Here is a 21,744-nt window from a genome sequence, read left to right as displayed (position 1 = left end):
GAGATCCGGCCGGACGAGCGGGGAAACGACCATGCGCGCGCCCATTCTCGCCCTGATCGGTCTTCTGTGCCTCGGCCCCGCCCGGGCCGAAGACGATCCGGCCGCCAAGACGCCGAGCAAGGACCCGACCCAGGTCCGGCCGGGCGCCTACGTCCTGGATCCGGATCACGGCAAGGTCACATGGTCGGTGAGCCATCTCGGCTACTCGACCTATTACGGCCAGTTCACCGGCCTGACCGGCACACTCACGCTCGACCCGAAGGCACCCGACAAGAGCCGCCTGGAGGTCAGCGTGCCGCTAAGCGGGGTCAGCACGGGCAGCACTCGCCTGAACGAAAATTTGGCGGCAGCCGATTTCTTCGACACGACCAAGTTCCCGAGTGCCACCTTCACGGCCACCACCGTGGAGCCGACGAGCCCGACCACCGCGCGGATCACCGGTGACCTGACCCTGCGCGGCGTCACCCGGCCGCTGGCGATCGACGCCACGTTCAATCAGGCGGGCATCCACCCGGTGGACAAGCGCTACACCGTCGGCTTCGACGGACGCGCGATGGTGAAGCGCTCGGATTTCGGCGTGAACGCCTACCTGCCGGCCCTCGGCGACGAGGTTTCGCTGCGCATCGAGGGTGAGTTCAAGGCGGCTCAATGACCTGCGGGAAGGATCGTGGCCGCAGGAAGGATCGGAGACACGGAAAGCAACGTCGGCCCGGCGCGTCGGCGCGATCGGACCGGCTCGACGTTGGCGCAGGCGGCCCCACCGGTTAAAGGCAGCCCAGGTCGCGCCCTCGCCGCGGACAGGTCGCCGGATGCGTCCGGGCCTGTCGCGGACGGCGCGCCGATCGCTGCCATGGAGATCTGAGCGTTGCGCGGAGCTTGGCTGATTTCGGTTCTGGTGCTGGCGGGTCCGGCCCGGGCGCAAGCGCCGGCGGTGCCTCCTGCGTCCACCCCCCTCGACAATTATGCCGAGGCGGCGGCTACGACCATTATCGCCGAGCAGGCCTGTCCGGGCATCCAGGTGAAGGCCGGGCAGCTCACGACCCTGCGGCTCGCGACCAAGGTCGCCGCGGCGCAGGAAGCCATCCTGCAGGAGAAGCTGCGGACCCGGGCCACGCAGGTCCGGCAGCAACTCGCCGCGGACGGGCGAGAGGCGTGGTGCACGCAGGCGCTGGCCGCGTTCGGCCCCCAGGGCAGCGTCGCCAAGGGCATTCTCGCGACCGGCGCACTGATCCGCTGATCCCGTCCAGGATTGACACGGAGCCACCCCGCCCCTACTGACCCGGCATGGCGCGCGGCCTCCTCGACGAGGTCCGCGCGTTTCGCGTTGTCCGGGTCCGCCCGTGCAATGACTTCAAACAAGAAGCCGGTCCAGGGGCAGCCGCCCCGGAGGCCGTTCGAGAACACGAGAGCAACGATGTTCGCAGTCATCAAGACGGGCGGCAAGCAGTACCGCGTCGCCGCCAACGACACCATCACCATCGCCACCCTGCCTGGCGAAGCCGGTGAAACCGTGACCTTCGGTGAGGTCCTCCTGTTCGCTGACGGTGCGGGCGCGACGCAAGTCGGTGCGCCGACCCTGTCGGGCATCAGCGTCACGGGCGAGATCGTGAGCCACGGTCGCGACAAGAAGGTCATCGCCTTCAAGAAGCGCCGCCGCCAGAACTCGCGCCGCAAGCGCGGTCACCGCCAGCACCACACCGTGGTGCGTATCACCGCCATCTCCGCGTGATCGAGCGCGGGCCTCCGGCGAGGCCCGCGATCCGCGCGACCCACACGCATTCGGAGCAGATCCCATGGCACACAAGAAAGCAGGCGGCTCGTCCCGCAACGGCCGCGACTCGGCCGGCCGTCGTCTCGGCGTCAAGAAGTTCGGCTCGGAAGCCGTGATTCCGGGCAACATCATCGTGCGCCAGCGCGGCACGAAATGGCATCCCGGCAGCAATGTCGGCATGGGCAAGGACCACACGCTGTTCGCGCTGGTCCCGGGCCATGTCCGCTTCGAGACGCGCCGCGGGCGCGAGTTCGTAGCCGTAACCCCGCTGGCCCAGGCCGCGGAATAACAGGCGGGCGCCCGAGCGGCGAAGCTGGCGTCCCGCCCGGTGTCCCACACCGGACCGGAGACGTCGATGCCGAGCCCCTGACGGGACGGATCGGACGGAACACCGGGGAGGATGGGGCACCATCCTCCCCTTCGTCGTCTTGAGGCGGTGCCCCGGAACCGGGAACGCCGCCCTGCGAGGGCACGATGTTCCCCGATCTCACCCGCGACGACGTTTTCCGGATCGAGACGCGCAGGCTCTGGCTGCGCTGGCCGACCGCCAAGGACAGGGACGCGGTCCTGACGCTGGCGGGCGACCGCTCCGTGGCCGAGATGACCGCCCGGATCCCGCATCCGCTCGACCGGCACGCCGTCGATGCGTTCCTGCTCGAGACGCGGGTCGCCAACACGGCCGGCCGCGGCCTGACGATGGCGCTGACCGAGCGGTCGGCCCCGGCCAAGCTGATCGGCCTGGTCGGGATCTCGGGTGGTGGTACGCCGGCGCATCTGGGCTATTGGCTCGGCCGGCCCTGGTGGGGCAACGGCCTGATGGGCGAGGCCGCGCGGGCCCTGGTCCATGCCTATTTCGCCTATGCGGGCGGGGGCCGGATCGAAGCTTCGGCGCTGCCGGCGAACCCGGCCTCCCGGCGTGTCTTGGAGAAGGTCGGTTTCCGGGTGACCGGGCGTGGCCCGCGCGCCTGCCCGGCCCGTGGCGGCGACCGGGAGGTCGACCTGTTCGGCCTCGACCGCAACGACTGGGTGGCCCATGTGGATGCTTCCGATTCCCCAGCGGAACTCGCAGCGGCGTCCTGAATCACAGCGTTCCGGCCTCCCCGAATGGAGGGGCCGGGCGCGGCGTCGAACAGTCCGACGCACCCACTCTATGCCGCGACGACTCCCGGGTTGCCGAGGCTAGCCAGCGACGAGATACACCGTGAAATTCCTCGACGAAGCCAAGGTTTATGTCCGCTCCGGTGACGGCGGTCCCGGCTGCGTCTCGTTCCGGCGGGAGAAGTTCATCGAGTTCGGCGGTCCGAACGGCGGCGACGGCGGCCGGGGCGGCGACGTCTGGGTCGAGTGCGTCGAGGGGCTCAACACCCTGATCGACTACCGCTACCAGCAGCACTTCAAGGCCAAGAAGGGCGAGCACGGCATGGGCTCGAACTGCCACGGCGCCAATGGCTCCGATGTGGTTCTGAAGGTCCCGGCCGGCACGCAGATCTTCGCCGAGGACGGCGAGATCCTGATCGCGGACCTCACCGAGGTCGGCCAGAAGATCCGGCTCGCAAAGGGCGGGAACGGTGGCTTCGGCAACGCCTACTTCACCACCTCCACGAACCGCGCGCCCAAGCACGCCAATCCGGGTCTTGAGGGCCAGGAGATGTGGATCTGGCTGCGGCTCAAGCTGATCGCCGATGCCGGCCTCGTCGGCCTGCCCAACGCCGGCAAGTCGACCTTCCTGGCGAGCGTCACCGCGGCCAAGCCGAAGATCGCCGATTATCCGTTCACCACGCTGCATCCGGGCCTGGGCGTCGTCCGCTCGGACAACCGCGAATTCGTGCTCGCCGACATTCCGGGCCTGATCGAGGGCGCCCACGAAGGCGTCGGGCTCGGCGACAAGTTCCTCGCCCATGTCGAGCGCTGTCGCGTGCTCCTGCACCTGGTCGACGGCACCACCGAGCATGCCGGCAAGACCTACAAGCTGGTCCGCGGCGAGATCGAGGCCTATGGCAATGGCCTGGCCGACAAGCCCGAGATCGTGGCGCTTTCGAAGGCCGACGCCCTCGATGCGGAGACGCTCAAGCGTCAGGTCGCCAAGCTGAAGCGTGCTGCCGGCCGGGCGCCGCTGGTCCTCTCGTCGGCCAGCCGCAAGGGCGTCCCGGAGGCGCTGCGGGCAATCCAGACCGAGATCGATGCGCGCATGGCTGAGGAGGCGAATGCCCGGCCCGTCGTCGCTTGGGAGCCGTGAGTGACGGGGCGGCACGCGCGCGTTCGTGGCGTACCGGCACCTTCGACGACGGGGAGCGGCTCGGTTAGCCCCCCAGGGCCGACTCGGACCGGGCGGATGCGCGAATCCCTGATCTTTGCCTACGCTTGCCGATCGGCACGGAACGCCGTTCGATAGGCCCGTGATCGACGCGCTGCCTGGCCGCCGTCTCAACGTTCGATGAGGCGCAGTCCAGCGTAGCGCGCAAGCTGGGCATGCCGGATCGGCCAGCGGTCGTGACATACTCGCGGTCGCGTCCCGGCCGCTGTTCATTCGCAAAAACATCGTCCAAACCGCATCCCGTGCCTCGTCTCCGCGAAGAATTATGATCCCGGCCCTCGAAGAATTCCGCCGCGTCGTCATCAAGGTCGGGTCGGCCCTGCTGGTCGATCGCAATGCTGGCCGGCTGCGCCATGCCTGGTTGGCGGCTCTGGCCGAGGACATCGCGGAGTTGCATGCGCGCGGCGTCGACGTGCTGGTCGTCTCCTCGGGCAGCATTGCGCTCGGTCGGACGGTGCTGGGCCTGCCGCCGGGGATCCTGCGGCTGGAGGAGAGCCAGGGCGCAGCCTCCGTGGGGCAGATCACCCTAGCCAGGCACTGGGCCGAGGCGCTCGGGCATCACGGCATCGTGGCGGGCCAGATCCTGGTGACCCCGCAGGACACCGAGGAGCGACGCCGCTACCTCAACGCCCGGGCCACCGTACTGAAGCTCCTGGAGATGCGCGCCGTCCCGGTGGTCAACGAGAACGACACGGTGGCGACCTCCGAGATCCGCTACGGCGACAACGACCGGCTGGCCGCCCGGGTCGCCACGATGATCGACGCCGACGTGCTGGTCCTGTTCTCGGACATCGACGGCCTCTACACCGCGCCACCCCTGTCGGATCCCGATGCGCGGCACCTGCCCGTGGTCGAGCGCATCACCCCGGAGATCGAGGCGATGGCCGGCGGCCCGGCCTCGGAGCTGTCCCGGGGCGGCATGCGCACGAAGGTCGAGGCGGCCAAGATCGCGGCCTCAGGGGGCACCCACCTGGTCATCGCGGACGGACGGGGCAAGAACCCCCTGAAGGCGGTGCGGGAGGGCGCGCGTTGCACGTGGTTCCTATCCGGCTCCACCCCGACCGCGGCACGCAAGACGTGGATCGCCGGCTCTCTGGAGCCGCGCGGGACGCTGACCATCGATGCCGGGGCCGCCAAGGCGCTGCTCGGCGGGGCCAGCCTGCTGCCGGTGGGCGTCCGGGCGATCGAGGGCAGTTTCTCCCGGGGCGACGCGGTGCTGATCCGGGATCCGGACGGGCGCGTTCTGGGCCGCGGCCTCGTGGCCTACGACAGCACCGAGGCGGCGCTGATCATCGGCCATCCGAGTGCGCACATACCGGATTTGCTCAACTATCCCGGCCGCGCCTGGATGGTGCACCGCGATGATCTGGCTCTGTTTTGAATTGAACTGACTCAGATCAATTATTCGCGTGCGGTCGATGGTGTGAACCCTGTCACGATTGCCGTGCCGACACACTTGTAGGCCCATCGCCCGATGTGCAAATACGACCCTCTCCCCCTGTCGGGCCGGTTTTCGCGGCCCTCGAACACTGAGGACGCCAGCGTGCCCGTCCTGAACCTGAGATCGGATTTCGCCGAGGCCGAGGCGCTGCCGGAGCAGATGGCGGCGATCGGTCGGCGGGCGCGCGTCGCCGGCCGGCGCATGGCTCTCGCCTCGGCCCAGACCAAGGACAGAGCCCTCCGGCTGATCGCCGAGCGCCTGCGGGCCAACGCCGCGGAGATCCTGCGGGAGAACGCCCGCGATGTCGCCGCCGCCCGCCAGGTCGGCCAGAGCCCGGCCCTGATCGACCGGCTCGCCCTCGATGCCGCCCGCGTCGCGGCGATCGCGGATTCCGTCGACAAGGTCGGCTCCCTGGCCGATCCGGTCGGGCGCCAGCTCGCCGCGATCGAGCGGCCGAACGGCCTGCTGATCGAGCGCATCGCGGTGCCGCTCGGCGTGATCGGCGTGATCTTCGAGAGCCGCCCCAACGTCACCGCGGATGCCGGCGCGCTCTGCCTCAAGGCCGGCAACGCCGCGATCCTGCGCGCCGGCTCCGACAGCCATCGCAGCGCCATGGCCATCGCCAAGGCGATGAGCGAAGGCTTGGCCGAGGCCGGCCTGCCGGCCGACGCGATCCAGCTGGTCCCGACCCGGGACCGCGCCGCAGTCGGGCTGATGCTCGGCGGCCTCGACGGCTGCATCGACGTGATCGTGCCCCGGGGCGGGCGCGGTCTCGTGGAGCGCGTCCAGGCCGAGGCGCGGGTGCCGGTCTTCGCGCATCTCGACGGCGTCAACCACGTCTACGTCGCGGCCGGGGCGGATCTCGACATGGCACTGGCCGTGGTGCTCAACAGCAAGATGCGCCGGACCAGCGTCTGCGGCGCGGCTGAAACGCTGCTGGTCGATCGGGCCTGTGCGGCGACCCACCTCGCGCCCCTCATCCGCACCCTGCTCGATGTCGGTTGCGCGGTGCGCGGGGATGCCGAGGTTCAAACGGCGGATTCCCGGGTGACGGCGGTCTCGGAGGATGACTGGCACACCGAGTATCTCGACGCGATCATCGCGGCCCGCGTGGTCGATGGGATCGACGCGGCGATCGAGCATATCGAGACCTACGGCTCGCATCACACCGACGCGATCATCACAGGTGACCGCGCCGAGGCCACGCGCTTTTTGGCGGAGGTCGATTCGGCGATCGTCACCCACAACGCTTCGACCCAGTTCGCCGACGGCGGCGAATTCGGCTTCGGGTCCGAGATTGGCATCGCCACCGGTCGGATGCATGCCCGCGGCCCGGTGGGCGTGGAGCAGCTGACCACGTTCAAGTACCGGGTCCACGGCAGCGGCCAGATCCGCCCGTGATCCCGTTCGAGGCGTTCGCCCCAGAAGACCCGGCGTGCGGCTGACCCTGCCGCCGAGCGCGCCCGGTATGCGGATCGGCCTCTACGGCGGATCCTTCAATCCCGCCCATAACGGACACCGCCACGTCACCGTGACGGCGTTGCGGCGCCTCGGGCTGGACCGGGTCTGGTGGTTGGTCAGCCCGGGCAACCCGCTCAAGAGCCGGATCGCCCTGCCATCCGTGGAGGCACGCTGCGCGCAGGCCCACGATATCGCCCGGCACCCGCGCATCGCGGTGACCGGGATCGAGGCGGCCCTCGGCGTACGATTCACGGTCCAGACCCTGCGCCACCTGACCCGGCGCTGCCGCGGTGTGCATTTCGTCTGGATCATGGGCGCGGATTCGCTCGCCACCTTCCACCGCTGGAAGGGCTTTGCGGAGATCGCGCGGCTCGTCCCCATCGCGATCATCGACCGGCCGGGCTACACCATGACGCCTCTGAGCGCCCGGGCGGCCCATCGGCTGGCGCAGGCCCGGGTGCCGGAGGCGGCGGCGCACACCCTGCCGGTGCGCCCGCCGCCGGCCTGGACGTTCCTCCACGGACCCCGATCGCCCCTGTCGTCGACCGAGATCCGCAATGGCCGCGGGGGGACTCGGGGACCTCCGTACGCGACGCAGTTGCAATCGCCGCACGTTACCGCCAATTTCATACCGGTTCGCGTGCCCTGAGAGGGCTGCGCGGCAACACGAGGAATCAGGACGCTGCCCGAGACTATTCGCACGGAGACCATCCGCACCAATGCCCCCGTTCCGGAAGAGCCTGGGATGGCGCGCTCGGACGACCTGAAGGCGCTCGCCCTCTCGTGCCTCGACGAGATGAAGGCCGAGGAGACCATCGCGATCGACCTGGCGGGAAAGACCTCTCTCGCCGACACGATGATCATCGCGTCCGGCCGGTCGCAGCGCCATGTCGGCTCGATTGCCGACAAGTTCATCCAGGAAATGAAGAATCGCGGCTACGGCAACGCCCGGGTCGAGGGCATGCCGGCCTGCGACTGGGTGCTGATCGACGCCGGCGACGTGCTCGTGCACATCTTCCGTCCCGAGGTGCGCGGCTTCTACAATCTGGAGAAGATGTGGGGCGCCGACCGCCCGCTGGGTCTGGCAGCGGATTAATTTCAGGGGGGCTGACGCTCGTCAAAACCGTCTCCGTCATTCCGGGACCGCGCAGCAAAGCGCGGAAGCCGGAGCCGCCGAGGAGCCGGACGCGATCGTCCCGCATGGCCCCATTGGTTTGGTGATTCTCAATTCCGCGCTCTCGCCCGCGGCGAGCCCCGGAACGAGGTGTCATCGGGCCAACATCGCCTCGACAGCCGACACATCAAGAGATCCCGCCCCGTGCGCCTCGTCCTGGCAGCGATCGGCCGTCTGAAGGCCGGACAGGAGCGAGAGCTCGCGTCCCGGTATCGCGACCGTGCCGCCCAGCTCGGCCGCGGCCTCGGCTTCCCCGCCTGCGACGGCGTCGAGATCGTGGAATCCCGGGCCCGCCGGGCCCCGGACCGCTGCGCCGAGGAGGCGTCCGCCCTGCTCGCCCACCTGCCGCCCGGCGGAGTGCTGGTGGCCTACGACGAGCGCGGCCGCTCGGACGTCGCCAGCGAAGCCCTGGCCGAGCGGATCGCCGGATGGCGCGACGCCGCCCGGCCGGCCCTGATGGTGGCGATCGGCGGGCCGGACGGCCTCGATGCCTCAATTCGGACGAAGGCGGAGCTGATCCTGTCCTTCGGGGCCGCCACACTGCCCCACGGACTCGTGCGCGTGCTCGCCCTGGAACAGATCTATCGCAGCCTGACCATTCTGGCGGGTCACCCGTATCACCGCGGCGAGCCGGGCTAGGGCGCCGTGCGGATCGATGATGGTGCCAAGAGCGGTGTCCTCCAGCGGTCGGCCCTGCGCGCCGCCCTGATGCTCGCCCTGGCCTGCGTGGCGGTCCCGTCGCGGGCCCAGGAGCCAGCCACGACCGCGGAATCCGAAAAGATCCAGCGTACCAACGAGGAGCGCGACCGGCGGGCCGAGAATCTCAAGCGCGTTCAGGATGCGCTCGCCGCCAGCGCGGGCCAGCGCACGCAGTTCGAGAGCGAGATCGCCGCCATCGGCTCGGACCGTGCCAAGCTCGACAGCGCCCTTTTGGACGCCGGACGCCAGGCGCAGGCGACCGAGGACCGGCTGAGCCGCCTGGAAGACCGCCTGAAGGCGATGACCGAGAGCGAGGCCGCGATCCGCCGGTCCCTGCACGCCCGCCGCGGCATCGTCGCCGAGATCCTGGCAGCGCTCCAGCGGATGGGCCGCCGCCCGCCGCCGGCCGTCCTGGTGAGCCCGGAGGACGTGCTGGCGGTCATCCGCACGTCGATGCTGCTCGGCGCCGTGGTGCCGGAGCTGCGCGGCGAGGTCGACACCCTGGCCGCCGACCTCGCCGAGATGATCCGCCTGCGCGGCTTGATCGCGCAGGACAAGGAGGGGCTGGCCAACGATCTCGCCGGCTGGGCCCGGGAACAGCAGCGCCTGCAGGCTCTGCTCACCGCCCGGCGCGCCCGGCAGGCGGAGGTCGAGGGCGGCCTGACCGCGGAGCGCAAGCGCGCGGTCGAACTCGGCGCCCAGGCGAAATCCCTCCAGGACCTGCTCGACCGCACGGAGGCCGAGGTCGCGGCGACCCGGCGCTCTGCCGACGAGGCCAAGGCGGCCGCCGAGCGCGAGGCCCGGGTGACGCAGGAACGTTTCGCCGCGGCCGGGGTCCGGGATCCGGCGCGCCTGGCTCCGAAGGTGCATTTCGCGGAGGCGCGGGGCGAAGTGCCGCGGCCGGTGAGCGGGCGGCTGGCGCGGGGCTTCAACCAGCCCGATGGCAACGGCGGGATCACCCGGGGCGTCTCCTTCACGACGCGGCCGAAGGCGCTGGTCGCCTCCCCGGCCGACGGATGGGTCAAGTTCGCGGGGCCGTTCCGGTCCTATGGGCGTCTCTTGATCATCGATGCGGGCGACGGCTACTATCTTCTGCTGGCGGGGATGGATCAGATTAGCGTAGAGGTCGGCCAGTTCGTTCTCGCGGGTGAACCGGTGGGCAGCATGGGCGAGGGCGGCGCGGGCCCGTCGGGGTCCGAAGGCGATCCATCGCTGTACGTCGAGTTCAAGAAGGACGGCGGCTCCGTCGATCCGGAGCCGTGGTGGGCGAAGAGCCCCAGTGACAAGATACTTGGCGAGAAGGTTCGCGGCTGATGCGCAAGACGTCCCTGATCATGCTCGGCGCCTTCCTGGGTGCCGGCACCTCCATGGTGGCGACCCAGACCGACTTCCTGTCGGGACCGCGGGCCGTGGCCGCTTCCGCCGAGACCTATCGCCAGCTGAGCCTGTTCGGCGACGTCTTTGAGAAGGTCCGCACCGACTACGTCGAGAAGCCCGACGAGTCGAAGATGATCGAGGCGGCCGTCAACGGCATGCTGACCTCGCTCGATCCGCATTCGAGCTACATGGACGCCAAGGCGTTCCGTGACATGCAGACCACCACCCGCGGCGAGTTCGGCGGGCTGGGCATCGAGGTCACGATGGAGGACGGCCTGATCAAGGTCGTCACCCCGATCGACGACACTCCCGCCGCCAAGGCGGGCCTGCTGGCCAACGACATCATCACCCAGATCGACGACGACCAGGTTCAGGGCCTGACCTTGAACCAGGCGGTCGACAAGATGCGCGGCCCGGTGAACTCGGCCGTGAAGCTTAAGATCTCCCGCAAGGAGTCGAAGGACCCGATCGACGTCACGCTCACGCGCGACGTGATCAAGATCAAGCCGGTGCGCTCCAAGGTGGAGGGCGGCGACGTCGCCTACATCCGCCTGACCCAGTTCAACGAGCAGACCTTCGACGGTATGCGCGCGGCGATCGAGAAGCTCTCCGGCGAGATCGGGGCCGACAAGCTCAAGGGCTACGTGGTCGACCTGCGCAACAACCCGGGTGGCCTGCTCGACCAGGCCGTGATGGTCTCGGACGGCTTCCTCGATCGTGGTGAGATCGTCTCCACCCGCGGCCGTAACCCGGACGAGACCCAGCGGTTCTCGGCCAAGGCCGGCGACCTGACCAAGGGCAAGCCCGTGGTCGTTCTGGTCAACGGCGGCTCGGCCTCGGCATCCGAGATCGTGGCCGGCGCCCTGCAGGATCACAAGCGCGCGACCATCATGGGCACGCGCTCCTTCGGCAAGGGCTCGGTGCAGTCGATCATCCCGCTCGGCGGCTCCGGCGCGCTGCGGCTGACCACGGCGCGTTATTACACGCCGTCGGGCCGCTCGATCCAGGCAAAGGGTATCGAGCCCGACATCGAGGTGCTGCAGGACGTGCCCGACGAGCTGAAGGGCAAGGACGAGACCAAGGGTGAGGCCGGTCTGAAGGGCCACCTGAAGCAGAAGGATACCGACGAGCGCGGCGGCTCCTCCGCCTACATCCCGCCGGATCCCGCCAAGGACAAGCAGCTCCTGTCGGCCATCGACTTCCTGCACGGTATTCAGAAGGGCGCCGCCAACAGCGGCACCCCCGCCCAGCAGCAGAAGCCCAGCCTGCCGAACTGATTTCTTTCCACCCACCGAAAATAAATCACCCCGTCCGGCAGGCCTGCTGGGCGGGGTTTTTCGTTCCAAACAGCGATGTTAGCAAAAGATTAACCATACCGACCGGCAATACGTGATGGGATACGCGCCGCTGCTATCGGGCGTGGGACGCGATTCCGTATCGAGTGCCGCTTGACCGAGTCCACCGACGATATCCTCACGCGCCCCCTAGGGGTGCCGGAGGCGCAGGCGCCGGAGCGGCCCCAAGGTCGGTTCGCACGCTTCGTCGCGCCGCTGCGCCGGCCGAGGATCGCCGCGGGGGCGCTCGCCGGCGCCATGCTGATGGCCTGCGGGCTCGTGCTCGCCTTGGGAGATCCCCGTGGCGGCGAGCCGCGCGTCGAAGTCGCGATCACGGTGCGCGAACCGGCCTCCCGGCCGGTGGTCGCCCCGGTTGCGGCCGCCCCGGAACCGCAGGGCGTGGTGGTGGTCAACGCGGGCGGCGCACAGCAGCGCACCGCCGAGGAGATCGAGACCGCGTCGGGCGTGACGGTCGTGCGACCGCCGGGCTCCAGCCCGAGCGAGGCCGTCGTGATCCGCGTGCCGCCGCCGAGCGCGCCGCGGCTGGCCCCGGCGCCGGATGCGCGCATCAGCGAGCAAGGCCGCCACGGCACGATGCCCAAGCTCGGCGAGGGCCGAACCCGCGCCCTCGACGTCTATGCCCGGGCCGAGGAGCCCGGCACCGGGCCTCGCATCGCGGTCCTGGTCACGGGCCTCGGTGTCGGGCAGGCCGCCACGGCTGGCGCCACCGTACGCCTGCCGACCGCAATCAGCCTCGCGTTCCTGCCCTACGGCGGCGAGGCGGAGCGCGCCGCCGCCCGGGCTCGGGATGCCGGCCACGAGGTCTTCCTCCAGCTGCCCATGGAGCCGTTCGACTATCCCGACAGCGATCCCGGGCCCCAGACGCTGCTCACCGCCCTCAAGGGGGTCGAGAATGCCGACCGTCTCGCCTGGTCGCTGGCCCGCTTCCCCGGCTATGTCGGCGTCGCGAACTACATGGGTGCGAAGATGATGGCCGACCCGGCCTTCGACCCGATCCTGCGCGAGATCGGCGCCCGCGGCCTTGGCTTCCTTGACGACGGGACCGGGCCGAAGCCGAGCTTCGCCAACAAGAGCCGCACCCCGGTCGCCAGGGCGGAGATCGTCCTCGACGCCGTTCCGCGGGCCGACGCCATCGATGCGGCGCTCGGCCAGGCGGAGGCGCGAGCCCGCGCGAATGGATTCGCCCTCGTGACGGCCAGCGGCTCGGCGCTCGGCGTCGACCGGATCGCGCGCTGGGCGCGGGACCTCGATACCCGCGGCATCCGGCTGGTGCCGGCCAGCGTGGCGCTGCGCGGGGCGGTGGAGAAGCGGGTCAGCACAGCGAATTGACGGCCTCCCGGCCGCGCTTTCGCCGCCGCCGCCGTTGCCGCGTGACTTGCGCCTGACCTATGGTCGCCCGCGATGACCACAGATTCCGACTCAGGCGCTGCGCTGCCCTACCGCCCCTGCGTGGGCGTCGCGTTGATCGCGCCCTCGGGCGGCGTCTTCGTTGGCCGCCGGACGAAGGATGCCGGACCGGAGCACGTCGCCGGCCCGTACATGTGGCAGATGCCGCAGGGCGGCATCGATCCCGGCGAGGATCCCGAGGCGGCCGCCCGCCGGGAGCTCTACGAGGAGACCAACGTACCACCCGATGCGATCCGCCTGCTCGGCGAGATCCCGGACTGGCTCGCCTACGACCTGCCGCCGGCGGTGATGAAGCAGGCCTGGAAGGGGCGCTATCGTGGCCAGACCCAGAAGTGGTTCGCCTACGGCTTCCTCGGCAGCGAGGACCTGATCGACGTGCTGACCCCCGGTGGCGGCGCCCACAAGGCCGAGTTCGACGCCTGGCGCTGGGCGCGGTTCTCCGAGCTGCCGAACCTGATCGTGCCGTTCAAGCGCCCGGTCTACGAGGGTGTGGTCGCCGCTTTCTCGGGGCTCGACGGCTGGGCGGCCGAGACCGGTGCGACCGCGCCGGCGCAGCCGTGACGTCCCGGGGGGGATCGTAGGGTGGTACGCTGGCTCGCGATTCCGCTCGCGCTCGCGCTGGCGTGGCTCGCCTTCACGGTGAGCCCGCTCTGGTCGCTCTACGATCTGGCTCAGGCCGTGCGCCGGCATGACGTGGCCTATATCGAGGGCCACGTGAACTTCCGGACCCTTCGGCTGTCCCTGGTCCGCCAGATCACCGCGGCGGTGCGCACCGCCTCCGACACCGACCTGGATCTGGAGCCCCGCGACCGGCAACGCCTCAACGACGTCGCGTACGGCCTGGCGCTGGCGCTGGCCGAGACCCTGGTCACACCCGAGACGGTGATGGACCTGCTCGACAACGGCTGGCCCGACAAGCTGGACATCGAGCGCCCCGCCAGCTTGAAGCCGGAGGGTTTGGCGATCCGGAATGCAGGACGACTCCTGCCCTATTACGCCGCCCTGGAGATGCGCGGGTTCCGGGCGGTGGTCATTCCGGTCCCGCCCGAGGGGCCCCGGGCCGAGCGCAACCGTATCCGGCTCCGTCTGCGCGGCTTCAGCTGGCGGCTGGTGGACATCGAGATGGCCGACATCCTGCGCGCGCAGATCGCCGCCAAGCTCGGCCGTGCGCTGGCCCGCGCCAAGGCCGGCGCGAGTGCTGCGGAGGAGCGGTAGGAGTCCGTCTCCGGTGTGTTGCGCCGCCGCCCTAATCCGGCGGCGAGATAGTTACACCAAACCTTCTGGACCCCAGCCACCCGTGAAACCCCCAAAGGCCACGTTCGAGGCTTTGTAGCGCTCCGGGGTGTGGTCGGTCGTCGGAGGAAGCGTCGATCGCTGCTGCGCGGGGTGACTCCCGGCTTCAATTCGCCTTGGGAGCCGTCTTCGGAGCCGCTGCCTTCTCGTCCGCCGGTGTCTTCGCCTTGGGCTCGCGCGCCTCGACTAGGCTCTCGGCCTCGTCCTCGTCGGTGTTGCCGCCCTGCACGATCGTCTTGTCGGGATTGGAGAGCAGCGACTTGGCGATGCCGAGCAGCACCTCGCACTCGCCCGGGAATTTGTAGGTCTCCAGCACGATCGCCGCGTCGCGCAGCGTGCGCAGGTCGCGCACCGTCTGGGCGTTGGCGTCCTCGCGCAGTTCCTTCTTGGCCGCGATCCCCTCCTCGATCTGCGCGCCCTTCACGTCGCACGCGGCCCGGGCCGGCACGGCGACGGCCGCGAGGGCGAAGGCGAGACCGGTGGCGAAGAGGGGGGGCCGCATGGCGGGATTCCTTGGGGTGGGTCAGGCGTGATGGGGATGGTGCGCGGCGCGCAGGATGTCGTTCGTGAGCGCAACGAGCTGGCTGGGGCGGTACGGCTTCGGAACGAACACCGATTCGGAGACGGCGTCGGCGGGCGACAGGCAGGCGCGCCCGCCGGACGTGTAGATGACGGGCAGGTCCGGGCAGACGCTGCGGGCCCGGCGTGCCAGCGCCAGCCCGTTCGTGTTGCGGGCGAGGTCGATATCAGTGAAGAGCATGTCGACGCTCTCCCGTGCCAGGATCGCTTCGGCCTCCCAGGCATCCGCGGCGGTGAGCACCCGATATCCCTCTTCGAGAAGCGCTTCGGCCGCGAGCTCGCAGACGGTCGGCTCGTCCTCGACCACCAGGATGGTGGCGGCGGCCGAATCCAGGGCGGGCATGGACGGGCAGGCGAAGGCGGCGACGAACGGCATCATGACGCAACTCCCACTCACCCGGCGGGGGCGCTGGAGCCCCGTGCCGGATCGAAGGAGCAACGGGCCCCTGCGCCCCGGCGTTCGCCGTGATTGCATCGAATTGCCCGGACTTGGTGCACGGCCCGTTAACCCCGCCCCTGCGCAGATGAACGGAGTGGCCGAAATGGTTAATGGCTCGTTACCGGGATGCTGCGGGAGGCTTGATCCGTGAACCGCTCCTGGCAATTGGGCACCGGCCTGCTCCTCACGGGGCTGGCGGGATATGTCGATGCGCTGGGCTTCGTGCGGCTGGGCGGCCTGTACACCTCGTTCATGAGCGGCAACACCACGCAATTCGCGGTCTTCGGCGCCGAGGCGAAGCTGCAGAAGATGGTGATGCCGGCGATTCTGATCGCCGCGTTCCTGACCGGCTCGGTCCTGGGCAGCGGCCTGGCGATCCTGGTGCCGTCGCGCTGGAGCACCCCGGTGGTGCTCGCCTACGAATCGCTGCTGATCCTGGGCGGCCTGGCGCTCGGTCTCGCTTCCCCCGAGCTGGGCCTTGCCGCGTTCTTCGTAGCCGTGGCCATGGGCGCGCAGAACGCCGTGCTGGCGCAGGTGCAGGGTTTCCGGGCCGGTACCACCTTCGTCACCGGAGCCCTGTTCAGCCTGGGCCAGAAGATCGCCCGGGCGCTGACACGCACGGGCGACCCGCTCGGCTGGATCGGCGACGGGCTGGTCTGGTTGTCCCTGTTGCTGGGCGCCTTCCTGGGGGCGCTGGCCTACGATGCGTTCGCCCTCTACGCCCTGATCGCGCCGGCGGCGGTCTCGGGGGTGCTCGCGCTGATCACCGCGTTCCTGGTCCTGCGCGCCGGCCAGAGGACCACGAAGGTCGAGTTTCCATGAGCGATTCCGTCAGCCATCCGTCCCTCACCGAACACGTCGCGCCGCTGGAGGCGGGCGCCCACGTGGTCGCGGCGCAGTTCCTGAAGGACGCCCTCGCCCTGGCGCTCGGCGACGGCACCGTGGCCCTCATGCAGGGGGACGCGCTGACCCGGATCGCCGCCCATCCCGACAGCGGGATCCTGGTGGCGGCCGGGAGCAGCGACCGCCTCGTCACGGGCGGCGACGACGGCCGGGTCGTCGAGATCCGGGCCGGTGGCGCCGTACAGGAGCTCGGCGCGGCCAAGGGCGGTGCCTGGATCGACGCTCTGGCGCTGCATCCGGACGGCGCCGTGGCCTGGTCGGCCGGTCGCGCGGTCGTCGCCCGGGATGCCAAGGGCCGGGAGCGCAGCTTCACGGCGCCCTCGACGGCCCGGGGGCTGGTCTTCGCCCCGAAGGGCTACCGTCTCGGCGTCGCCCACTACAACGGCGTCAGCCTCTGGTTCCCGAATCTCGAGACGCCCGCCGAGGTCGTGAGCTGGAAGGGCTCGCATATCGACGTCACGTGGTCACCGGACGGCCGCTTCGTGGTCTCGACCATGCAGGAGAACGCGCTGCACGGTTGGCGCCTGCAGCCGGATCGCGGCCACATGCGGATGTCGGGTTATCCTGGCAAGGTCCGCTCCGTGTCCTGGTCTTCCGATGGGCACTGGCTTGCCACCGGAGGCGCCGAGGCTGCGATCGTCTGGCCGTTCGATTCGAAGGAAGGCCCCACCGGTAAGGCGCCGCGGGAATGCGGCGTCCGCCCCGCCCGGGTGACGCGGGTCGCGTTCCACCCCAAGGCGCCGCTCCTGGGAGTAGGCTACGAGGATGGCTGCATCCTGCTGGTGCGCTTCACCGACGCCTCGGAGCTGCTGGTGCGGCGCGCCGTGCCGGGCAGCGGGATCACGGCACTCGCCTGGGACGCACGCGGCAACCGCATGCTGTTCGGCTGCGCCGACGGCCAGGCCGGACTGCTGACCCTGCCAGCGTGATCTGCCGGTGCCCCGTTCTTTTGGTTATCGGCCGAAGCCATGCTTTTTAGGCCGCGTCCTGTCTCCGACCCGGAGGGTCTGCCGTGTTCCGCGTGTTCCGCACTCTCGGCCTCGCCCTCGGCCTGCTCGGCGGCTTGATAGCCGCCCAGGCCCCCGAATTCGCGCAGCAATACGCGCAGCGCCTCGGTGGCGCGGTGGACGAACTGCGCCGTCAGGTGGCGGTGCTCGAATCGGACGCGCAGGCCTCCGGCACCACCCGCGACGGCGCGGTCGACCGGCTGCGCACCAATCCCGACCAGCTGGTGGCCCGGCGCGGCGAGGCCGCACAGGCCGACATCTCTCGGCTGGCAAGATTGAGCGCGCAGGAGCAGGCCCTCGCCTCGGCGACGAGCCCGCTCGGCAAGGTGGTGGCGATGCTGCGCGACCCCGACGTGCCGGTAGCGCAGGCCGCCTACCAGGATTTCGGCCCGGCTGTGCCGACCAATGCCGACGGCCTCGCCGCCGGTCTGATCGGGTTCCTGACCGCCTGGGGCGGCTGGCGCGTGCTCTCGGATGTCGGCCTGCGGTTCGCCCGCAAGCGCCCGCGAACGGCGACCCGGACGGCCTGATCCGCCACCGGCGCGACGCGCTGACCCGGGAGTGTTGCTCAGGGTCTACAGCGGCTTGCGCGGAGCTTGCGTATCGAGCGTGATCCGGCCATCTCGGTCCGAGAGAAGGCGCAAGATGCCGCGGGCGTCGAACTCAAACACGATCGATCCGGCGCTCGACGCCGCCGCCCTGCTGCGGCGCGTCGGCTTCTTCGGCCTGTTCGTCATCCTGCCGGTGCTGGCGCAGGTCGCCCGCCGCGCCACCGTTATCCTTGCGCCGATCGCCGTGGTGCTGCTGATCATCGCCAGCGCGATCGACCGCCGCCAGCGGCCCGTGCGCCCGGGTGTGTCCCGTCTGCTCACGGCGCCGGCCTTCCTGGCCGGTATGCTGGTGGTGCTGTGGTCGGTGCTGTCGCTGACCTGGACGCCGTTCCTCGGCCCGGCCGTGGAGCGTCTGGCCAACCTCGCGGCGACGATCGGGCTGGCGCTGCTCGGCTACTTCGCCCTGCCCGACCGGATGCGCTCGGCCAATCTCTACCTGCTGCCGCTGGGACTTGTCGCGGGCGCGATCGTTGCGATCGTGCTGGGGCTGTTCGGGGCGCACATGGCGCCGCCCGGCATCGACGACGACGGGGCCCTCGATCGCGGCTTGATCCTGCTGATTCTTCTGGTCTGGCCGGGGCTCGCCTGGCTGCGATCCCGGCGGCGTGACCGCGAGGCGCTCGGACTCGCGCTGCTGGTCGCCCTGGCGCTGACGGTCCAACCGGACGCCACCCAGATCGCTGCGCTGGCGGTCGGCGCGCTGGCCTTCGCGGTGACGAGCTACCGGCCGAAGCTCGGCGTGATGCTGACCGCGACCCTTTCGGCCGCGCTGCTCGCCGTGGCGCCGCTACTGCCGTTCCTCGCCCGGCCGATCGGCGCGGTGTTGTTCGGGCCGCTCTCGCCCGCGGTGCTGTCATTGAAGAGCTGGCAGAAGGTGGTGACCACCGATCCGGTGCGGCTGATCACCGGCCACGGCTTCGAGACGGCGCTGCGCGGGCGCCTGGTCGGCATGCTGCCGCTCAACGCGCCGACCACGGCCCTGTTCGAGTTCTGGTACGAACTCGGGATCGTGGGCGCGCTGGCCGCCGCCTTCGCGCTCTACGCCTCGATCCGCCGGGCCGGCCGGGACATCCCGGCCCTGATCCCGGGAGCGATGGGGTGCTTCTCCGCCGCCTTCACGGTCGCCTGCCTGGGTGTCGGCCTCACGGCGATCTGGTGGCTCAGCATCGTCGCCATCGTCATCGTGGTGTTCGTGGCGGTGGAGCGCGGCCAGTTCCGCACCAACCGCCCCAAGGTCGCGAAGCTTCCTCGGCTGCGCGCGGACTGATCCTCGGCTCACCGGTTCAGGAAGCCGTGCAGGCGGATCCAGGCCAGGAACAGGCCCGGCCACGCGGCAGCCGGCGTACCCGGGGCGCCCAGGCCGAAACCGTGCCCACCGCGCTCGAACAGGTGCAGTTCGGCCGGCACCCGCGCCCTCCGCAAAGCGGCGAACATCAGCAGCGGATGGTCGGCCACCGCCACCGGGTCGTCGATCGCCTGGACCAGGAAGGTTGGGGGCGTCTGCGGCCCGACCTGCAGGTCCACCGAGTAGGTCTTCATCTCGAGCGGGGTGACCTCGTCGCCGACCAGGATCCGTCGCGTCGCGGTGCCGTCGAACGGCTTGCCCATGGTGATGACCGGGTAGATCAACCCTGCCAAGACAGGCCGAACCGGCTGCGCGTCGGCTTCGTCCACCGGGGTGTAGAGGTCGCTCGCGGTGCCGACCGCGGTCTCCCCCATCAGGTGGCCGCCCGCGGAAAAGCCCAGTACGCCGACCCGGGCGGGGTCGATCCCGTATTCCGAGCCCCGCGCCCGCACCAGCCGCAGCGCCCGCTGCGCGTCCTGCCGCGGTGCGTCTGGGCCTGCGCCCCAGCCCTCCGCGGGCAGACGATAGACCAGCAGGAAGACTGTAATCCCCGCTGCGTTGAGGACGCGCCCGACCGGCACGCCCTCGTTGCCGAGCGCGATGAACTGGTAGCCGCCGCCGGCCGCCACGATGATCGCCGCGCCGTTGGGATTGGCCGGCCGCATCGCCAGCAGGCATGGCTTGGCCACCCGGGTGACGTCGCCCGAGCGGCCCTCGACATAGCGGTAGCCGTCCGGATCGGGCCCGCTGCCGCCCCCCGGAGGCTGGCCGGGCCACAGATCGATCACCTGCAGGTCCGCCCCGGGCAGCGAGCGTGGCAGCGCGCGGATCGCCTCGTGGGGCGCCGGCTCCGGCGGCTTTTCCTGCGCCTTTGCCGCGCGCAGGCCGAAAGCGGTGGTCAAGCCTGCGAGCAGCAGGCGGCGGTCGAGATTCATGGACCGGTCCCGGGGGCCGCTCAGGACAGGGCCCGGATGGCGGGACGGGCGGACTCGGGCATGGCGCTCTCCTGAAACATTCCTCGCCCAACGTCGTGGGACGCGGGGACGGTTCCGGAGAGGCGCGTCCTCAGGCGCGCCGGGTGATCACGGATACGTAGAAGCCATCGGTGCCGGTCCGCAGCGGGGTCATCTGCAGGCCGTGTTCCGTCTGGCGAACAGAGGATGCGAGGCTTGGCGGTCCCGCCGCCAGCACGGTCTCGGCCGGCACGGCATCGAAGCGGCCACGCCAGCGGGACAGCAGCCCGGCCACCGCCGCGTCGTTCTCCGCGGGCAGGAGCGAGCAGGTGATGTAGACGATCCGCCCGCCGGGCCGGACCAGCTTGGCTGCGCGGTCGAGGACCTGGGACTGCTCGGCGATGCGCAGGGCCAGGCTGCCGGGCCGCAGCCGCCACTTGGCATCCGGGTTGCGCCGCCAAGTCCCGGAGCCGGTGCAGGGTGCGTCGACCAGCACCCGGTCGATCTGGCCGTCCAGATCCTCCAGCACGTCGGCGCGGGCTTTGCCACTGCGCGGTGTCCGGACTTCGGCCGCGGCCCCGGAGCGGCGCAGGCGCTCGTGGATCGGCGCGAGCCGGCGCGGATCGCCGTCCGTGGCGATCAGGCGGGCGCCGTTACGGGTCTGGGAGGCCAGCGCCAGGGTCTTGCCGCCACCGCCGGCGCAGAGGTCGACGAGGGTCTCGCCCGCGTGCGGATCCACCAGGAGGGCGGCGAGCTGCGAGCCTTCGTCCTGGATCTCATACCAGCCGTCCAGGAACTCGGCCTCGACGTGGAGCGCCGGGCCGCGGCCGTCAGCGCCGATCGGGATCCGGACGCCGAGTGGTGCGTGCGGGGTCGGGGCGGCATCGAAGCCGCTCAGCGCAGGCATCAGGTCGTCACGGCTGCCCCGTAGGGCGTTGACCCGGATATCGAGGGGCGCGCGCCGGGCGAGCGCCTTCAATTCGGGGATCAGGTCGTCGCCCAGCGCGGCCTCCAGCTCGGGCAGCACGAAGGCCGGGGCATCGCCGGCCACTTCGGGCGGGGCTTCGTCCAACGTGCCGGATTCGAGGCGCGCGCGCTCGTCGTCGCTCAGCGGCTCGGGGGCGAAGCGCTCGCCGGAGAACAGCGCGGCCACGGACGCGGCGGCGAGCCCCTGCTGCAGCCGCAGGGAGCCAATCAGCACGGCGCGCGGCGCCTCGGAATCCATGATCCAGGCGGCGGAAGCCCGCCGGCGCAGGGCGTCGTAGACCAGACTGGCGATTCCGGCCCGGTCGCCGGAGCCGGCGAAACGGTGGGCGAGCCCCCAATCCTTCAGCGCGTCGGCGGCGGGGCGGCGGCGCTCCGCGATATCGGTCAGGACTTCGATGGCGGCGGAGCAGCGGGCGGCGGGGGTCAGGGTCGACATCCTTTAAAACGGCGCTCGGCCGACGCGAAACGGCCACGCTTGGCCCACGATGCCGCCACGGTGCGGCCGAGCTTCCAGCACGATCCCGGCTCAGACCGGGTCGCGGGCGGTCCCGCGATGCGGGCCGGCCCCGTGTCGTATGGCATCCTCCCGCCGCGGACCAGTGCGTTCCGCGGACGGAGGTCTGTCCGG

At 70.6% G+C, this 21,744-nt stretch carries 24 protein-coding genes; 20 read left to right on the top strand and 4 right to left on the bottom strand.

The features are described 5' to 3' along the window. Positions 1-31 precede the first annotated feature (31 nt). From AC0IY0_RS07315 to AC0IY0_RS07240, 16 genes are all read left to right on the top strand, one after another. Positions 32-652, top strand: coding sequence for a YceI family protein (locus AC0IY0_RS07315; RefSeq protein WP_471763413.1), 621 nt, complete (start codon positions 32-34; stop codon positions 650-652). A 213-nt stretch (positions 653-865) separates the two neighbouring features. Then, the gene (locus tag AC0IY0_RS07310) at positions 866-1,237 is read left to right on the top strand and encodes a hypothetical protein (protein ID WP_147939236.1); all 372 of its coding nucleotides are present in this window, start codon (positions 866-868) and stop codon (positions 1,235-1,237) included. A 177-nt stretch (positions 1,238-1,414) separates the two neighbouring features. Next, the gene (gene rplU / locus AC0IY0_RS07305) at positions 1,415-1,729 is read left to right on the top strand and encodes a 50S ribosomal protein L21 (RefSeq protein WP_147854182.1); all 315 of its coding nucleotides are present in this window, start codon (positions 1,415-1,417) and stop codon (positions 1,727-1,729) included. A 64-nt stretch (positions 1,730-1,793) separates the two neighbouring features. Next, entirely contained in the window at positions 1,794-2,060 is a 267-nt protein-coding gene (rpmA, locus tag AC0IY0_RS07300; protein ID WP_147908232.1) for a 50S ribosomal protein L27, read from the top strand. Between the two features lie 185 nt (positions 2,061-2,245). Continuing rightward, a complete protein-coding gene (locus tag AC0IY0_RS07295) occupies positions 2,246-2,851 on the top strand; it encodes a GNAT family N-acetyltransferase (RefSeq protein WP_471763411.1) in 606 nt (201 codons plus the stop codon). Between the two features lie 121 nt (positions 2,852-2,972). After that, positions 2,973-4,007 (top strand): GTPase ObgE, encoded by a 1,035-nt coding sequence (gene obgE / locus AC0IY0_RS07290; RefSeq protein ID WP_471763409.1) that lies wholly within the window; start codon positions 2,973-2,975, stop codon positions 4,005-4,007. A 343-nt stretch (positions 4,008-4,350) separates the two neighbouring features. Next, positions 4,351-5,466: a glutamate 5-kinase gene (gene proB, locus AC0IY0_RS07285; protein ID WP_471763407.1), complete on the top strand. Its 1,116-nt coding sequence runs from the start codon at positions 4,351-4,353 to the stop codon at positions 5,464-5,466. 162 nt (positions 5,467-5,628) lie between these two features. Further along, positions 5,629-6,927 carry a glutamate-5-semialdehyde dehydrogenase gene (locus tag AC0IY0_RS07280; RefSeq protein ID WP_471763406.1) on the top strand — a complete coding sequence of 433 codons (1,299 nt, stop codon included), beginning with the start codon at positions 5,629-5,631 and terminating at the stop codon, positions 6,925-6,927. A 34-nt stretch (positions 6,928-6,961) separates the two neighbouring features. Beyond that, positions 6,962-7,636 (top strand): nicotinate-nucleotide adenylyltransferase, encoded by a 675-nt coding sequence (locus AC0IY0_RS07275; protein ID WP_471763404.1) that lies wholly within the window; start codon positions 6,962-6,964, stop codon positions 7,634-7,636. 96 nt (positions 7,637-7,732) lie between these two features. Further along, positions 7,733-8,083, top strand: coding sequence for a ribosome silencing factor (gene rsfS, locus AC0IY0_RS07270; protein ID WP_147908236.1), 351 nt, complete (start codon positions 7,733-7,735; stop codon positions 8,081-8,083). Positions 8,084-8,305: 222 nt separating this feature from the next. Next, positions 8,306-8,800 carry a 23S rRNA (pseudouridine(1915)-N(3))-methyltransferase RlmH gene (gene rlmH / locus AC0IY0_RS07265; protein WP_471763403.1) on the top strand — a complete coding sequence of 165 codons (495 nt, stop codon included), beginning with the start codon at positions 8,306-8,308 and terminating at the stop codon, positions 8,798-8,800. A 69-nt stretch (positions 8,801-8,869) separates the two neighbouring features. Further along, the gene (locus AC0IY0_RS07260; protein WP_471763468.1) at positions 8,870-10,174 is read left to right on the top strand and encodes a murein hydrolase activator EnvC family protein; all 1,305 of its coding nucleotides are present in this window, start codon (positions 8,870-8,872) and stop codon (positions 10,172-10,174) included. Beyond that, a complete protein-coding gene (locus AC0IY0_RS07255) occupies positions 10,174-11,514 on the top strand; it encodes a S41 family peptidase (protein ID WP_147908238.1) in 1,341 nt (446 codons plus the stop codon). Before AC0IY0_RS07260 ends, AC0IY0_RS07255 begins: the two co-directional genes overlap by 1 nt. A 171-nt stretch (positions 11,515-11,685) precedes the next feature. Then, positions 11,686-12,921 (top strand): divergent polysaccharide deacetylase family protein, encoded by a 1,236-nt coding sequence (locus AC0IY0_RS07250; protein ID WP_471763401.1) that lies wholly within the window; start codon positions 11,686-11,688, stop codon positions 12,919-12,921. A 72-nt stretch (positions 12,922-12,993) separates the two neighbouring features. Next, positions 12,994-13,560 carry an RNA pyrophosphohydrolase gene (locus tag AC0IY0_RS07245; protein WP_147908240.1) on the top strand — a complete coding sequence of 189 codons (567 nt, stop codon included), beginning with the start codon at positions 12,994-12,996 and terminating at the stop codon, positions 13,558-13,560. A gap of 21 nt (positions 13,561-13,581) precedes the next feature. Further along, a complete protein-coding gene (locus tag AC0IY0_RS07240) occupies positions 13,582-14,214 on the top strand; it encodes a DUF2939 domain-containing protein (protein ID WP_419829394.1) in 633 nt (210 codons plus the stop codon). 184 nt (positions 14,215-14,398) lie between these two features. On the opposite strand, the gene AC0IY0_RS07235 is transcribed toward AC0IY0_RS07240, so the two are convergent. Further along, on the bottom strand, positions 14,399-14,794 hold the full coding sequence (locus AC0IY0_RS07235) for a photosystem reaction center subunit H (RefSeq protein ID WP_147908242.1): 396 nt from the start codon (positions 14,792-14,794) through the stop codon (positions 14,399-14,401). A gap of 21 nt (positions 14,795-14,815) precedes the next feature. After that, positions 14,816-15,250 carry a response regulator gene (locus AC0IY0_RS07230; protein ID WP_147908243.1) on the bottom strand — a complete coding sequence of 145 codons (435 nt, stop codon included), beginning with the start codon at positions 15,248-15,250 and terminating at the stop codon, positions 14,816-14,818. Between the two features lie 207 nt (positions 15,251-15,457). Here AC0IY0_RS07230 and AC0IY0_RS07225 point away from each other — a divergent pair, with 207 nt between their 5' ends. The 4 genes from AC0IY0_RS07225 to AC0IY0_RS07210 all read left to right on the top strand — a co-directional run bounded on the left by AC0IY0_RS07225 (position 15,458) and on the right by AC0IY0_RS07210 (position 19,098). Continuing rightward, positions 15,458-16,132, top strand: coding sequence for a YoaK family protein (locus AC0IY0_RS07225; protein WP_147908244.1), 675 nt, complete (start codon positions 15,458-15,460; stop codon positions 16,130-16,132). Then, positions 16,129-17,142, top strand: coding sequence for a WD40 repeat domain-containing protein (locus AC0IY0_RS07220; RefSeq protein ID WP_471763399.1), 1,014 nt, complete (start codon positions 16,129-16,131; stop codon positions 17,140-17,142). The genes AC0IY0_RS07225 and AC0IY0_RS07220 overlap by 4 nt, the downstream gene beginning before the upstream one ends. An 83-nt stretch (positions 17,143-17,225) precedes the next feature. Continuing rightward, positions 17,226-17,750: a DUF2937 family protein gene (locus AC0IY0_RS07215; RefSeq protein ID WP_471763397.1), complete on the top strand. Its 525-nt coding sequence runs from the start codon at positions 17,226-17,228 to the stop codon at positions 17,748-17,750. A gap of 115 nt (positions 17,751-17,865) precedes the next feature. Beyond that, positions 17,866-19,098 (top strand): peptide ABC transporter permease, encoded by a 1,233-nt coding sequence (locus AC0IY0_RS07210; protein ID WP_471763396.1) that lies wholly within the window; start codon positions 17,866-17,868, stop codon positions 19,096-19,098. Between the two features lie 8 nt (positions 19,099-19,106). Here AC0IY0_RS07210 and AC0IY0_RS07205 read toward each other — a convergent pair whose 3' ends face one another. Continuing rightward, complete coding sequence (locus AC0IY0_RS07205) at positions 19,107-20,111, bottom strand: alpha/beta hydrolase (RefSeq protein ID WP_461230908.1); 1,005 nt, start codon at positions 20,109-20,111, stop codon at positions 19,107-19,109. 130 nt (positions 20,112-20,241) lie between these two features. Further along, positions 20,242-21,552, bottom strand: a complete 1,311-nt coding sequence (locus tag AC0IY0_RS07200; protein ID WP_419829391.1) for an RsmB/NOP family class I SAM-dependent RNA methyltransferase — start codon at positions 21,550-21,552, stop codon at positions 20,242-20,244. Positions 21,553-21,744: the final 192 nt, after the last annotated feature.

Source organism: Methylobacterium sp. AC315, assembly GCF_979253755.1.
Note: the sequence above shows the minus strand (reverse complement) of the source record. Positions and strands in the feature narration are given on the sequence as shown.

Coding starts and splice junctions, on each gene's coding strand:
- rpmA (WP_147908232.1), top strand. CDS start 1,794: ATGGCACACAAGAAAGCAGGCGGCTCGTCCCGCAACGGCCGCGACTCG.
- AC0IY0_RS07205 (WP_461230908.1), bottom strand. CDS start 20,111: ATGAATCTCGACCGCCGCCTGCTGCTCGCAGGCTTGACCACCGCTTTC.
- rplU (WP_147854182.1), top strand. CDS start 1,415: ATGTTCGCAGTCATCAAGACGGGCGGCAAGCAGTACCGCGTCGCCGCC.
- AC0IY0_RS07295 (WP_471763411.1), top strand. CDS start 2,246: ATGTTCCCCGATCTCACCCGCGACGACGTTTTCCGGATCGAGACGCGC.
- AC0IY0_RS07260 (WP_471763468.1), top strand. CDS start 8,870: ATGCTCGCCCTGGCCTGCGTGGCGGTCCCGTCGCGGGCCCAGGAGCCA.
- AC0IY0_RS07255 (WP_147908238.1), top strand. CDS start 10,174: ATGCGCAAGACGTCCCTGATCATGCTCGGCGCCTTCCTGGGTGCCGGC.
- AC0IY0_RS07200 (WP_419829391.1), bottom strand. CDS start 21,552: ATGTCGACCCTGACCCCCGCCGCCCGCTGCTCCGCCGCCATCGAAGTC.
- proB (WP_471763407.1), top strand. CDS start 4,351: ATGATCCCGGCCCTCGAAGAATTCCGCCGCGTCGTCATCAAGGTCGGG.
- AC0IY0_RS07245 (WP_147908240.1), top strand. CDS start 12,994: ATGACCACAGATTCCGACTCAGGCGCTGCGCTGCCCTACCGCCCCTGC.
- AC0IY0_RS07315 (WP_471763413.1), top strand. CDS start 32: ATGCGCGCGCCCATTCTCGCCCTGATCGGTCTTCTGTGCCTCGGCCCC.
- rsfS (WP_147908236.1), top strand. CDS start 7,733: ATGGCGCGCTCGGACGACCTGAAGGCGCTCGCCCTCTCGTGCCTCGAC.
- AC0IY0_RS07220 (WP_471763399.1), top strand. CDS start 16,129: ATGAGCGATTCCGTCAGCCATCCGTCCCTCACCGAACACGTCGCGCCG.
- AC0IY0_RS07210 (WP_471763396.1), top strand. CDS start 17,866: ATGCCGCGGGCGTCGAACTCAAACACGATCGATCCGGCGCTCGACGCC.
- AC0IY0_RS07235 (WP_147908242.1), bottom strand. CDS start 14,794: ATGCGGCCCCCCCTCTTCGCCACCGGTCTCGCCTTCGCCCTCGCGGCC.
- AC0IY0_RS07230 (WP_147908243.1), bottom strand. CDS start 15,250: ATGATGCCGTTCGTCGCCGCCTTCGCCTGCCCGTCCATGCCCGCCCTG.